Below are 13,641 nucleotides of genomic sequence, written 5' to 3'. Positions count from 1 at the left end.
CTAAAGCGTCGGACCCTGCACCGCGCTGTTTGCGGGCTTGGCCGGTTTCGCTGCAGCCAGCGCATCGCTCAACCCTGCGGCGCGTCCTTCGCGCTCGGCATAATCGCGGGCGGTCATACCGGCGATGCTGTCCTTCTTGTCCGGGTTAGCGCCCTGCGTCACCAGAAAGCGCACCATGGCCAGGTCGCGGAGCTGCACTGCCCGAATCAACGGCGTTTCGCCATTATCGTTGGGCTTGTCGATGCTGGCCCCGTTCGCCAGCAGCACGCGTGCGCCATCGATCCAGCGCAATTGCGTTGCCGCCATTAACGGCGTGTCGCCCATTGCATTGGTCAGGTCAGGCTTGCCGCCCTTCGCCAGCAAAAACTGGAGCCAGGTCTCATCGCGGCGTGCGACCACGATGTGCAACGCTGTCTCGCCATTCTTGATATCGCGCGTGTTGACCACAGTGCCGCCCGGCTTTTCCAGAAGTTCGGTTGCCTTGGCACCATCGCGGTCGCGCACGGCTTTGAGAAAGTTATAGCTGTTGGAAAACTGTGCTTGCGCCACGCCCGGCATCAATAAAGCGGCTGCGGGCAGGCCCAGCATCATGCTGCGCCCTGCAACCGAAAGTGCCGTGCGAAGGAACGTCCGTTTCATGTCTCTGCCCTGTTCTTAATTGCTAAATGCAACCTAGCAGGGCATGGCTGGCTACGCCATGAACAAAGCAACTCTCCTGATCGCCTGCCTCGCTTTTGCAGGGCTTTCCGCTTGCTCCGCCGGGGGCAACAACGCCCAGCAAGGGCCGCTTGCCGGCGCGCGTATCGGCGCGCCCTTCGCCCTCACGAATCAGGATGGCAAGGCCGTGACGTGGGATAGCTTCAAGGGCAAATATCGCCTCGTCTATTTCGGCTACACCTATTGCCCCGATGTCTGCCCGGTCGACCTGCAGAAAATCACGCAGGCGTTCACTGCCTTTGAAAAACAGGACCCCAAGCGCGCCGCAAGGATTCAGCCGATCTTCATCACGCTCGATCCGCAGCGGGACACCGTGCCCGTCATCAAGAATTACGTCGCGGCTTTCCACCCCCGCCTCATCGGCCTTACCGGCACGCCCGATCAGATTGCGAAGGTCGCCAAGGATTTTGCCGTCGTCTACACCAGGGAAGGCACCGGCAAGGACTATCTCGTCAGTCACAGCCGCACCCCTTATCTCTTCGGCCCGACCGGCGATCCCATCGCGCTGATCCCGGTGGGCGAAGGCGCGGACAGCACGCCGGACGCCATCGTCAAAACGCTCGACCAATGGGTGAAATAGCCTTCTGGGAAAAGCCGCTTGCCGCCCTCGACCGGGCCGAATGGGAAGCGCTCTGCGATGGCTGCGGCAAATGCTGTCTGCACAAGGTGGAGGATGAGGACACGGGGAACATCTACCCCACCAACGTCGCTTGTCGTCTGCTCGACCGGGACAGCGGCCAGTGCAGCAATTATCGCGGTCGGCGCGCCTTCGTCCCCGATTGCGTGCGGCTGACAGAGAAGCTGGTCGACGAAATCTCCTGGCTCCCCCGCACGTGCGCCTATCGCCTGCGCGGCGACGGGCAGCCGCTGCCCGACTGGCACTATCTTATCAGCGGCGACCGGGAAGCGGTGCATCGTGCAGGCGAATCGGTGCGCGGTTGGACCGTGGCAGAGGTGGAGGCAGGCGATCTGGAAAACCATATTGTCGATCGGGACATCTGATCCCGCGATCACCGTGGACGGTATGCGCGTCGCGGTCCGCATCCGCCGCTCCGCCCGCGCCCGCAATTACCGCCTGACGCTCGACGCGACCCGGGGCGAGCTGCGCCTCTCGGTCCCCGCGCGCGCCAGCATCCGCAAGGCGCTGGGCTGGGCGCAGGGCCACGAAGCCTGGGTCCGCGACCAGATGGCCCGCGCCCCGCAGACGGTGCCGCTGGCCGATGGCGTCACCTTCCTGCTGGAAGGGCGCGACACCCTGATCGTCTGGGATGCCAAGGCCCCCCGCCGCGTCGTGCGACAGAACGACCGCCTGATCGTCGGCGGCCCACCCGATGCCGTCGGCGCGCGCGTATTGCGCTGGCTCCGCGCAGAGGCAAAGCGCGTGCTGGAAGACGAAACCCGCGCACTGGCACAGGCGCACGGCCTGCACGTCGCCACCGTCGGCATCGGCGACCCCAAATCCCGCTGGGGCAGTTGCGCCTCCTCCGGCGCGATCCGCTACAACTGGCGCCTGATCCTCACCCCCCCCGAAGTCCGCCGTGCCACTGTCGCCCACGAAGTCGCCCACCTCCTCCACATGGACCACAGCGCAGCCTTCCACGCCGCCCACACGCGGCTGCTGGGTGAAGACCCAAGGCCGGCGCGGGCGTGGCTGAAAGCGCATGGCGCGGGGTTGCATGGGGTGGGGGTTTAGGGGGGGGCGTAGCTAGCGTTTGGGAACTCGTTATTCCAAGCCAGAGTATGCGCGCCGTACATCTGTTCCTTTGGGCATCTCAACAAAACGCCTTAATTCGCCTATTTCTTTCCAATCGCGACCATTGAAGACCTGAATTGTCTCGGAAACTGCTTGGCTACCGCAATCTGGGCATTCCAAAACGCGCGTTTCCATGTTGATAGTACCTTTTTCAGCTTTGCCTGCTGAATACTCGGTCCCAACATGTCGTGCGAACTCGGCACTGCCTATTGGATGAGCAAATTCATTGTCATAATACTCGGCAAAAGACTCTTGGTCGCCAAAGCTGTCCTTCTTCTTCACAAGCGGCTTTAGATATTTATTGCATGGTTCACATGTTGGCTCCTGAAGAAGCGTAAAATAGACAAAGCCCCCACCAACCAAAAATCCCAAAAAGTCCAAAGCCGCGAGCCAATAGCCACCTTCGCCCACCGCACCGCCATCAATATGTGCGCCACGTCCAAATTTCAGGTGCTGGGTGGTTAGCGATATATCCATATACTGGCCAAACGGCATGAAGTCGGCAACATGGATGCCTTCAACCACAAGGGTTTGATATTCGAGCCAATAAATAAGAAATTGGGTGATCGCTGCGATGACGATCATTTGAAAAAGCAAAACTTTATTAGGTCGAATATGGAAAAACTTAGCTGCGAAATAGTAACCGTAGGCTGCTGCAAATCCACATAGGAGAGCACCTGCGGGCACTATAACAAAGAATGAAAGGCTAAAAAGATTAAATCCAGTAAACCAATGGATTAAGGTGTTCCCCGCCGCGGTTAAGATCGAAGTCACAAGGCCAGCGCCCGCTACGGCACTGATCTGCATGGTCCTATTCATATCTACATCCCCCCGGCGTTTTGCCCAGTTCCGTCAATACCGAAATCCCAAGAAATCGCTAGATTTTCTTGCAAATCCCACCCCAAATTCCCCTGTCCTACACCCCACCGCTAAACCCCCGCACGCGCCCAGCCTGACGCCCTGCACGAAATATAAGGCAACATCCCCTCCGCCCCGTTTCGCGCTACGCGGGATTAAGGGCGGACAGCCGAACAGCCGTACGATTTCACCTGTGCATTTTGGCGACATTCGGTGTGGCGCAACCGGGACTGCAGCACCCCAATGCTGCACCTATATCCGCTTCGGGCGGGGCGCGTTCGGCTGGCCTGAATGTGTGTCGATGAGGGAAGGGACGGGGGTCATGACTATTGCCGACATCGGTGTTCCTGCGAAGGCAGGAACCCAGGGCGCTTCGCGATGCTGGTGCCAGACACCTTGGACACCTGCGTTCGCAGGAGAACGGGAAGGCATATTTCTTGCTCCGCAATACAGCGTAACGCGCACCGCAAATCACCCGGGGAAATGCCCAATGGGTGGTGACGTAGTGGGGCTTTTGAGGCTTTCCGCGCCAACAAGGACCAAACGGCCCCCTCAATTTGGCGGAGGCTGCCCATTCCTCGGGCGTTCCCGCGCCGGACGTTCCCGGCCCAGCACATTGTCGATCCAGTTCTGGTCCATCTTCTGCGGCGCGACTACGTCCTGCGTGCTATCATCCACGGGCGGTTCGGGATCGACGGGCGCTTCGGTGCGGCCGCGTTCCACGGGCATGCCGTTTTCGTCGACATACATGCCGTTGTCCGGCTCCCCGAAATAGGATTCCTCGTCCGGCTCCAACTGCCATTCGGGCAAGGTCACTTCGGTCTCGAACTGTTCGACCGGGCGCTTGGCGACCGCGACCTTCATATATTGGGCAAAGGCTTGCGCAGGCGCGCGCCCGCCCTGCAATCCGCCGACCGCGCGGGCATTGTCGCGGCCCATCCACACGCCGGTGGTGATGCCGCTGGAAAAGCCCATGAACCAGCCATCCTTGTTGCTGTTCGTTGTGCCGGTCTTCCCCGCGACCGGGCGACCGATCTGCGCGGCCTTGCCGGTGCCGGTGTTGACGGCGGTCTGCAACAGGTCGGTGATCCCGGCGGCCACCCACGGCGCGACCAATACGCGGCTGGTGTCGTCCTCATGCTCATAGAGCATACGCCCGTCAGCGGTCGTCACCTTGGTAATGCCATAGGGCGTCACCGCCACGCCCTTGCGCGCGACAGAGGCAAAGGCCCGCGTCATGTCGATCAGGCGCACGTCGGACGTGCCCAGCACCATGGAGGGATGCGTGTTCACTGGCGTCGATATGCCAAAGCGGCGGGCCATGTCGGCAATCGTCGCAAAGCCCACTTCCATGCCCAGCTTCGCCGCGACAGTATTGATCGAATAGGCAAAGGCAGTGCGGATATCCATGTCGCCCGAATAACGGCCGGAGCTGTTGCGCGGCTGCCATCCGTCGATGTCCACCGGCTCGTCCTTGACCGCGGTGTCGGGGGTATAGCCTGCCTCCAGCGCCGCCATATAGACGAACAGCTTGAACGCGGAACCCGGCTGGCGCACCGCCTGCGTCGCGCGATTATAGTTGGAGGTGACATAATCATTGCCCCCCACCATCGCGCGGACCGCGCCGTCGCGGTCCACCGACACCAGAGCGCCTTGCGTTCCTGCCGGGGTGTTGTCCTTGATCGCGGCTGTCGCGGCGCGCTGCATATTGAGGTCGATGGTCGTCCACACTTCCAGCGGCTCGGCAGGCTCGTCGATCAGCGTATCGAGCTGCGGCAGCGCCCAGTCGGTGAAGTAACGCACACTGTTCTGCGGCGCTTCCGGCGCAAGCTTTACGCCCGCAAGGTTCGCGTCGGCGCGCTGCACGGCGGTAATTGCGCCATTCTCCCGCATCACGTCCAGCACCACGCCCGCGCGCCCGATGGCGGCTTCCGCGTCGGCGGTGGGGGAATAGCTCGACGGCGCTTTCACCAGCCCCGCGATGATTGCCGCTTCGGGCAGCGACAGCTCGGTGCCGGGATGGCCGAAGAATTTGCGGCTGGCGGCATCCACGCCATAGGCTCCGCCGCCGAAATACACTTTGTTGAGATACAGCTCCAATATCTGCCGCTTGGAGAATTTGCGCTCCAGCGCCATCGCCAGGATCATCTCGCGGACCTTCCGGCCCCAGGTGTAGCTGTTGTTGAGGAAGATGTTGCGCGTCACCTGCTGCGTGATCGTGGACGCGCCCTGCAAGCGCCGCTTCGTGCCGCGATTCTCCACCGCAAACCACGCCGCGCGCGCCAGCCCGATGGGGTCGACGCCCGGATGGCTATAAAACCGCTTGTCCTCGACCGAGACCATCGCATCGGTCATCACCGCCGGTATCTGATCGAACGACAGCCAGCGCCCGAAACTCGGCCCCAGCGACACGATCACGCTGCCATCGGCGGCATGGACGCGGATCATCTGGCCATTGGGCGAGGATTTGAGCGCTTCGTAATTGGGCAGCGACTGCATCGCCACGATGACCGCGATCACCAAGGCGATCAGCCCCGCGACCGACGCGAGCGCGCCGACCTTCAGCCCACGAATGAGCCATCGCTTCACGTTTGCGGACGTCCCGCCGGAGGATGCTGTGCTCTTGCCCGCTCGTGCCATGTTCTTCGCCGGATACGCATTAACTGCGTGTCCTACAAGCGGTTGGCACGTTTATGAGGGCTGAACGCAGTTATTCTGACGTTTCATCGCGCGGTTTGAAATCCAGCGACGCACTGTTCATGCAATAGCGCATGCCGGTGACGCCGGGACCGTCGGGAAATACATGCCCCAGATGCCCGTCGCATTTCGCGCAGCGTATTTCGACACGGCGCATACCGTGGCTGGTGTCGACCATTTCCTCGACCGCGTCGGCATCGACCGGCGCGGTAAAGCTGGGCCAGCCTGACCCGCTGTCATATTTTTCGCCTGCATCGAACAATTCGGTGCCGCACCCGGCGCAATAATAGACGCCATCGACCTTGTTGGCGTTGAGCGGCCCGGTAAACGCCCGCTCGGTGCCGCCTTCGCGCAGCACATGATAGCGTTCGGGGGAGAGGCGCTGGCGCCATTCGGCGTCGGTGAGATGCAGTTTTTCCATGGGTGGAATATGGGAGACATACGTGACCGGATCAAGTCACACCCGCGTCAGCCGCGCGACGATCTGCGCCGCACCCGGCAAGGCCAGCAGCGCGCGGGCGAGGGCAGGGCGGCTGCCCAGCCCTTTGACCAGACCCGCCAGCGCCACGGGCCGCGCGACATGGCGAGCAAAAGCGCGCTGATGCGGATGCGCACCCTTGGCTCCGTCCGAGAGCCAGTGGGCAACGGCACTCTGCGCACTCGCCAGCGCAATGCCGACGCCTTCCCCCGCGACCGAGGGAATCACCGCCGCCTGATCGCCCAGCCGGAACAGGCCTGTCCGTGTATCGGTCGCGCGCCAGCCATAGGGGACGTTGCCGATGGCATCGATCTGCGGATCGGCGGGCATATCGGCCAGGCGATCCGCCAGCGCAGGCATTTCGTCCGCCAGCCGAGCAAACAGGCGCGCAGGCGTCCCGCCCGCATCGGCCAGCCGACTCTTTCGCACCGCCATGCACGCATTGACGCTGCCATCCTCCTGCATGACGAGGCCGATATAGCCCCGGTCGAACAGATGCAGCTCGATCCGCCCGCCGACCATCCGCGTCAAAGCAGGCGAAGGCGCAAGACGCAGGCGCAACCCCAGTTCCGGGTCACCCCCCGTCCCACCACGAGGGCGCGATACCCCGCGCAGGTCGGACTTGCCGGTCGCAAGGAACAGGCTGTCCCACGGCACGATATTTCCATCCGCCAATGTCAGATCGGCATCGCCCAGCGCACGCACTGTCTGCCCGCGCCGCACATCGACCCCGCGCCCCTGCGCCGCATCCAGCAGGATGCTATCGAGCCGCTGCCGCGACACGCCCAGCGCCGGGGCGGGCAGGGTCGCACCCTGCTCCTTGCCCCCGACATACAGCGCGACGTCGCTCACGCGATGACCGCCCAGACTATCCGGATCGATCCCCAGCGCCGCAATCCGCTCCACCGTCCGCCAGCTTAGAAACCCGCCGCAGATCGTGTCTCCGGGCACATCGAGCCGTTCGAGCAGCACGGCCCGCACCCCGGCTTGCAACAGCGCGATCCCTGCCGCCGCCCCAGCAGGACCGCCGCCGACGATCACTGGTGCGACGGTTACTGGTGGCCGACTCACTTGTGCCGCTCTACGCACAGCCGGAAGGGAAAGACCCGCTTGACCTGCGCCACGTCGCCAAGCCCCGCCGTCGCCAGCATCGCCTCCCATTCGGCAGGGCGAAAACTCCGCGCGATCGACAATTGCCCATCCTCGCGCACGATCCGATGCACGCCCAGCAATCGCGCCAGCAGGGGATAGCCATGATAGGCAAAGCCATGCCGGTGCAGGTCGTTCACGAACCACCCGCGCCGTGCAACCCGCTCCATGAATGTCAGGAAATCGACGCGCTGCGCGTCGCTCATATGATGCGTGACTAGGCTGGAGACGATGAAATCCCACGGCTCGTCCGCCAGCGCCGCATAGTCGCCCGTGCGATATGCGATTCGCGCACCCGCCGGATGCCGCACCTGCGCCACTGCTTCGCTACGCGGGTTGAGGTCGATGCCGACCAGTTCGCATTCGATTCCATGCTTGCGCGCCCAATGCCAGATCGTGCGCAACATGCCGCCATCGCCATAGCCGACATCCAGCAACCGAAACGGCTTGCGCCCCGCCCGGTCGAGAAACGCCAGCGTAGGCCGCGCCGCCATCGTCGCCACATTCACCCGCGCCAATCCCGCCAGCACCTGCGCATAGACCGCAGGCGACAGCGTCTCGGCGTCCATCTGCTCCTCTTCCTGGGCGCGGACGGACAGGTCGCGTGTCACGGCTGTACGCCGGTAAAGGGGAACCCCTCGGCAGCCAGCCCTGGCCCGAAAGCGAGCGCCAGCCCCTGCGTCGGCGGCGGTCCGTCGAGAATGCGGGCAAGCACGAACATCAATGTCGCCGAGGACATATTGCCATTGGCGTCCAGCACCGCACGGCTGTCGTCCAGCGCATCGTGGGACAGATGCAGCGCATGGGTAACGGCATCCAATATCGAACGCCCGCCCGCATGCACCGCCCAGCTATCGACCGTTTCGGGCGCAACCGGCAGCATCGCCGGGTCGGCCAGTGCCGCACCGATGGCGCCGGGGACTTCACCCGACAGATGCATGGCAAATCCATGATCGCCCAGATCCCAGCGGATCAGATCGCCGCTCGCCGGCAGGTTGGTGGAAAAAGGCTGCCCGATGGCAAGCCCGCTCGGATCAGACGTGACCAGCGCCGCCGCAGCGCCATCCCCGAATTGCAGCATGGCAAGCAGCGGCTCCAGTTCGCTGTCCGCCTGCAAATGCAATGTGCTCAGTTCCACGCACACCACCAGCACCCGCGCATCGGCCTGCGACCGCACGATATGCCGCGCAGACCGCAACGCCGCCACCGCTGCATAGCACCCCATATAGCCCACCAGCAGCCGCTCGACCGAAGGCGAAAGATCAAGGCGCTGCGCCAATATCTGATCGACACCGGGCGCGGTGAAGCCCGTGCAACTTGCCAGCACCAGATGCGTGATGCCGTCCAGCGACACCTTCGCCGCCAGCGCATCCACCGCCTGCGCCGCCAGATCGGGCGCGGCGCGACCGTAAATCGCCATACGCTGCGCCGTGGTCGGCCAGCTATCGGCATAGAAGCCTTCCGGATCGACCGGCGACCCGGTCACCTGCGGCAAGACCGACCAGCGATGTGTGATGCAGCTGCGCTGCGCCATCCGGTCGAACAGCTTGGCCTGTCGCGGATCGCGCAATTGCGCCCGCGCCCAGCCGATAAAGGCCTGATGAATATCCTGATCGGGAACGGCGGTGCCGATGGCATTGATATGAGCAGTCACGGAAATGGGCGACACCTTGGGGTGATTTATCGGCGACACTACGCCACAATGTTCGGCGCTCCAACGGATCAGTTGAGGCGGGGGTTCCGCTTCAGCCTGCGCGTTCTCGGGCCGCCTGCCGCGCGATGGTCAGCAATTCGTGCGTGACCATGATGTCGCCAGCGTTGCGGCTGGACCGGCTGGCGCGTTCGGCCGCGCCCAGCCGCTGGATGACGCGCGCTATACCATTGGCATCCCACAGCTTTACCTGCCGCGTGATCGTGGCCTTGTCTTTCCAGAACACGGATTTGCCCGCGCTTTCGACCGCCGCGTCCAGCCGCCCCGATGCGTCGAATTCCGAACGGATCACCGCCAGCAGGATCGCCCGGTTCTGCAACGGACGCAATATGCTGCCCATATTCGTGCCGATCACGCGCAAGCTCGCCAGTTCGCTATGCATGGCCTTGAGGTCACCGCCCAGCACGGCATTCACCAGCGGTCCGATGTCCTCTTCGACCGATTCGGCGGAAAGCGCGTTCAACGCTTCGGCGGTCGCTTCGACGGGATGGTCGGGCGCAGCATCCAGAAACAGCGCCAGCTTCTCGATCTCGCCTGCCATCAGCGCGCGGTCGCCCCCGGTCAGGTCGCTTATCCGCCGCGCCAGGTCTTGCGGCAGTCGCAAGCCCAGATCGCGGGCGATGCCGATGGCAATCTGGTCGGCATCGCGCCCTTCCGGCACATAGCTGATGCACGCCATCACCGCCTTGTTATCGAGCGCCAGCTTGACCAGCTTCGACGTGTTCTTGAGCGCCCCGGCAATCGCGACCACGGGATTGCCGGTATGCGGCGCCTGCAACAATGCTTCGATGGCGGGCAGCGCTTCGTCGCCCAGCGGCGTCACGCGCACCCATTGCTTGTCACCGAACATGGACATGGACGCAGCTTCATCGGCCAGTCGTGCCGGATCGGCTTTCAGCGTCGCACCGTCCAGATCGATACGCTCGGCCCCCGGACCCATGGCGCGTTCCAGCCGCTTGGCCAGCGCAATGCTCCCCGACTCGTCGGGACCGTAGAGAAAGAAGAGGCGGATATCGGCGGGCGGCGCATCCAGCGCCCGCTCGATCTGCCCCTTATTGGCCTTCACGGGCCGAAGCGGCTTGGATCGCCTTCTGGTTTTCCACCGCGAACAGGGCCAGCCGCGAAATGATCTGATCGGCGATGGTCTGCGACAGGCGTTCCAGCGCGGTGTCTTCCGCCGCGATGGTGGCATATTCGCTGGATGTCACATCGATGCCTGCATCCGATCCGGCGGAGGCATCGACCATCTGCGTACCCGTCGCTTCATCGACCAGTTGATAGCGCGCGCGCAACGTCCGCCGTTCGCGAGTGATCGCGTCATCGGCGCGCACGCCAAAGCCTTCGATGCTGTCGTCCAGCTTCACCACCAGGCGATAATGCGGACCGCTCCCGCCGTGGATCAGGCGATCCTGCAACGCATTGCGCACCAGCCATCCTGCCTTGCCTTCGATCGGCGCGACTTCGACATTGGCCAGCGCCTGCGCCACCGGACCCGTGCTGCCCCCGCTATAGAGCGGGCGCAGCCCGCAGGCGGAGAGCAGGGCCGTTGCGGCGAGAAGGAGAACTATGCGCTTCATCACAAACTCTCTAGCCGTTCGCCCTGAGCTTGTCGAAGGGCAGTTCTTTCTTTGGTCGAAAGTGCGGGGCTTCGACAGGCTCAGCCCGAACGGAAATCAGATAACCAGATTGACCAAACGATCCGGCACCACAATCACTTTCTTCGGCGTCGCCCCGTCCAGCGTGCGGATCACATTGGGCGCAGCCATGGCCAGCCGCTCCAACTCGTCCTTGGGCGTACCCTTCGCGACCGTGATCGTGTCGCGCAGCTTGCCCATAACCTGACAGGCGATGGTCACTTCATCCTCGACCAGCAGGGCGGGATCGACGGCAGGCCATGCGGCGTCCGCAATCAGGCCTTCGCCGTTCATGTCCGCCCACGCTTCCTCCGCCAGATGCGGCGTCATCGGCGCGACGAGCAGTGCCAGCGTGCGGATCGCGGTCGAACGCGATGCCGATGGCGCAGCCTTTTCGACGGCGTTGGTCAGTTCATAGATCTTGGCCACCGCCTTGTTGAACGACAGTGCCTCGATATCGCGCGCCACGCCGTCGATGCTCTGGTGCAGCTTGCGATCCAGTGCCTTGTCTTGCCCTTCGGCAGCGGCATCGATCTGCCCGAACAAACGCCACAGGCGATTGACGAAGCGCCACGATCCTTCGATCCCGCTGTCCGTCCACGGCAAATCGCGCTCCGGCGGACTGTCGGACAGCATGAACCAGCGCACGGCATCCGCGCCATATTGCTCGATGATGTCATCGGGATCGACGACATTCTTCTTCGACTTCGACATCTTGATGACGCGGCCCTGAGTCACTTGTTGACCAGTGGCAATTTCAAAAACGCCCTCTGAACGCTTTTCTACTTCAGATGGCGAAAGGTAGATCGTTTTAATCTGAACAGGTTCATCTGCTTTTTGGATGCCTTGGAAGACAAATTCATTCTTCTCGTACGTCTCATGCGTCACCATCCCCTGCGTAAACAGGCCAGTGAACGGCTCGGCAATGTCCAGCGCACCAATATGCTTGAGCGCCCGCGTCCAGAATCGCGCATAGAGCAGATGCAAAATCGCATGTTCCACGCCGCCGATATACTGGCCGACGGGCAGCCAACGTTCGGCCTCCGCCTTGTCGAACGGCTTGTCCTTGGGCTGGCTGGCAAAGCGAATGAAGTACCAGCTTGAATCGACAAAAGTGTCGAGCGTGTCAGTTTCGCGCCGCGCGGGCTTGCCGCATTTGGGACAATCGACATGCTTCCACGTCGGATGCCGGTCCAGCGGATTGCCGGGAATGTCGAAGGTGATGTCTTCGGGCAGGACGATCGGCAACTGATCCTTGGGCACGCCAACCGGTCCGCAATCCTCGCAATGGATGATCGGGATCGGCGTTCCCCAGTAACGCTGGCGCGACACGCCCCAGTCGCGCAGCCGCCAGACGGTCGTGCCTTTGCCCCAGCCGCCGTCTTCGGCGCGGGCGATGACAGCCGCCTTGGCGTCCTCGATCCCCATGCCGTCCAGGAAGCGGCTGTTCACCAGCGCGCCCGGACCCGTATAGGCTTCGTCGTGAATAGGTTCGTTCGCGTCACCGACAACGCGCGGAACCGGCAGCATATATTTCCGCGCGAAATCCAGATCGCGCTGGTCATGCGCCGGCACGCCCATCACTGCGCCCGTGCCATAATCCATCAGCACGAAATTCGCGACGAACAGCGGCAACGTGATCGCCGGGTCGAGCGGATGCACCACCGAAATTCCGGTGTCGAAGCCCAGCTTCTCCTGCGTCTCGATATCCGCCGCCGCCGTGCCGGACTTGCGGCACTGATCGGCGAACGCGGCCAGATTCGCGTCGTCTTTCGCCAGCGCCAGCGCGATCGGATGATCGGCGGCAATCGCGGCAAAGCTCGCGCCGAAGATCGTGTCGGGCCGGGTGGAGAACACCTCCAGCCGCTCGATCCCCGCCACGGCTTTGTCGAGCGCGAAGCTGAATTGCAGGCCGACCGACTTGCCGATCCAGTTTTCCTGCATCAACCGCACCTTGTCGGGCCACTGGTCCAGCGTCCCCAAACCATCGAGCAGTTCATCGGCAAAGTCGGTGATCTTCAGGAACCATTGGCTGAGCTTCCGCTTCTCGACCGGTGCGCCGGATCGCCAGCCCTTGCCGTCGATCACCTGCTCGTTCGCCAGCACGGTCATGTCGACCGGATCCCAGTTTACGGCGCTTTCCTTGCGATAGACCAGACCGGCTGCATAGAGGTCGAGGAACAGCGCTTGCTCATGCCCGTAATAATCGGGTTCGCATGTCGCCAGTTCACGGCTCCAGTCGAGCGCAAAGCCCAGCTTCTTCAACTGTGCGCGCATCGCGGCGATATTGGACCGCGTCCAGTCACCCGGATGCACCTTCTTTTCCATCGCGGCGTTTTCGGCGGGCATACCGAAAGCGTCCCAGCCCATAGGGTGCAGCACTTCATGCCCCGTCATCCGGCGGAAACGCGCCAGCACGTCGCCCATCGAATAATTGCGCACATGGCCGATATGGATACGGCCGGAGGGATAGGGGAACATCTCCAGCACATAGCTGCGCGGCTTTGTGGACGTGTCGTCCGCGCGGAAACTCTGCCGTTCGTCCCAGACGGCCTGCCAGCGGGCATCCGCCTCAAGCGGGTTGAAGCGTCTTTGCATTGTCAGCTCCTGCGGCGGGCGGCCTTTGGCGCGTCCGTCGGATGGG

At 63.0% G+C, this 13,641-nt stretch carries 13 protein-coding genes; 3 read left to right on the top strand and 10 right to left on the bottom strand.

Going from position 1 to position 13,641, the window contains the following annotated elements; all coding sequences use genetic code 11:
- Complete coding sequence (locus LQ220_RS09150) at positions 1-591, bottom strand: ankyrin repeat domain-containing protein (RefSeq protein ID WP_230188027.1); 591 nt, start codon at positions 589-591, stop codon at positions 1-3.
- Between the two features lie 91 nt (positions 592-682).
- Here LQ220_RS09150 and LQ220_RS09145 point away from each other — a divergent pair, with 91 nt between their 5' ends.
- Genes LQ220_RS09145 through LQ220_RS09135 form a run of 3 tightly spaced genes read left to right on the top strand, consistent with a single transcriptional unit; the run spans position 683 to position 2,410 of the window.
- Positions 683-1,297 (top strand): SCO family protein, encoded by a 615-nt coding sequence (locus LQ220_RS09145; RefSeq protein ID WP_230187972.1) that lies wholly within the window; start codon positions 683-685, stop codon positions 1,295-1,297.
- Entirely contained in the window at positions 1,294-1,719 is a 426-nt protein-coding gene (locus tag LQ220_RS09140) for a YcgN family cysteine cluster protein (RefSeq protein WP_230188026.1), read from the top strand. Before LQ220_RS09145 ends, LQ220_RS09140 begins: the two co-directional genes overlap by 4 nt.
- Complete coding sequence (locus LQ220_RS09135) at positions 1,700-2,410, top strand: SprT family zinc-dependent metalloprotease (RefSeq protein ID WP_230188025.1); 711 nt, start codon at positions 1,700-1,702, stop codon at positions 2,408-2,410. Before LQ220_RS09140 ends, LQ220_RS09135 begins: the two co-directional genes overlap by 20 nt.
- 30 nt (positions 2,411-2,440) lie before the next feature.
- On the opposite strand, the gene LQ220_RS09130 is transcribed toward LQ220_RS09135, so the two are convergent.
- The 9 genes from LQ220_RS09130 to leuS form a co-directional block, all read right to left on the bottom strand.
- Positions 2,441-3,277 (bottom strand): hypothetical protein, encoded by an 837-nt coding sequence (locus tag LQ220_RS09130; protein WP_230187971.1) that lies wholly within the window; start codon positions 3,275-3,277, stop codon positions 2,441-2,443.
- A 603-nt stretch (positions 3,278-3,880) separates the two neighbouring features.
- Positions 3,881-5,968, bottom strand: a complete 2,088-nt coding sequence (locus LQ220_RS09125) for a PBP1A family penicillin-binding protein (RefSeq protein ID WP_230187970.1) — start codon at positions 5,966-5,968, stop codon at positions 3,881-3,883.
- Between the two features lie 70 nt (positions 5,969-6,038).
- Positions 6,039-6,446 (bottom strand): peptide-methionine (R)-S-oxide reductase MsrB, encoded by a 408-nt coding sequence (msrB, locus tag LQ220_RS09120; RefSeq protein WP_230187969.1) that lies wholly within the window; start codon positions 6,444-6,446, stop codon positions 6,039-6,041.
- 36 nt (positions 6,447-6,482) lie between these two features.
- The gene (locus LQ220_RS09115; RefSeq protein WP_230187968.1) at positions 6,483-7,574 is read right to left on the bottom strand and encodes an FAD-dependent monooxygenase; all 1,092 of its coding nucleotides are present in this window, start codon (positions 7,572-7,574) and stop codon (positions 6,483-6,485) included.
- Entirely contained in the window at positions 7,571-8,221 is a 651-nt protein-coding gene (locus LQ220_RS09110) for a methyltransferase domain-containing protein (protein WP_230188024.1), read from the bottom strand. The genes LQ220_RS09115 and LQ220_RS09110 overlap by 4 nt, the downstream gene beginning before the upstream one ends.
- A 38-nt stretch (positions 8,222-8,259) precedes the next feature.
- Complete coding sequence (locus tag LQ220_RS09105) at positions 8,260-9,312, bottom strand: type III polyketide synthase (RefSeq protein WP_230188023.1); 1,053 nt, start codon at positions 9,310-9,312, stop codon at positions 8,260-8,262.
- An 85-nt stretch (positions 9,313-9,397) separates the two neighbouring features.
- Complete coding sequence (gene holA / locus LQ220_RS09100; protein WP_230187967.1) at positions 9,398-10,429, bottom strand: DNA polymerase III subunit delta; 1,032 nt, start codon at positions 10,427-10,429, stop codon at positions 9,398-9,400.
- Entirely contained in the window at positions 10,416-10,940 is a 525-nt protein-coding gene (lptE, locus tag LQ220_RS09095) for an LPS assembly lipoprotein LptE (RefSeq protein ID WP_230187966.1), read from the bottom strand. The genes holA and lptE overlap by 14 nt, the downstream gene beginning before the upstream one ends.
- A 96-nt stretch (positions 10,941-11,036) precedes the next feature.
- Positions 11,037-13,595, bottom strand: coding sequence for a leucine--tRNA ligase (gene leuS, locus LQ220_RS09090; RefSeq protein ID WP_230187965.1), 2,559 nt, complete (start codon positions 13,593-13,595; stop codon positions 11,037-11,039).
- Positions 13,596-13,641 lie beyond the last annotated feature (46 nt).

It is taken from the genome of Sphingobium sp. CECT 9361 (assembly GCF_918741285.1).
GTDB lineage: Bacteria > Pseudomonadota > Alphaproteobacteria > Sphingomonadales > Sphingomonadaceae > Sphingobium.
Note: the sequence above shows the minus strand (reverse complement) of the source record. Positions and strands in the feature narration are given on the sequence as shown.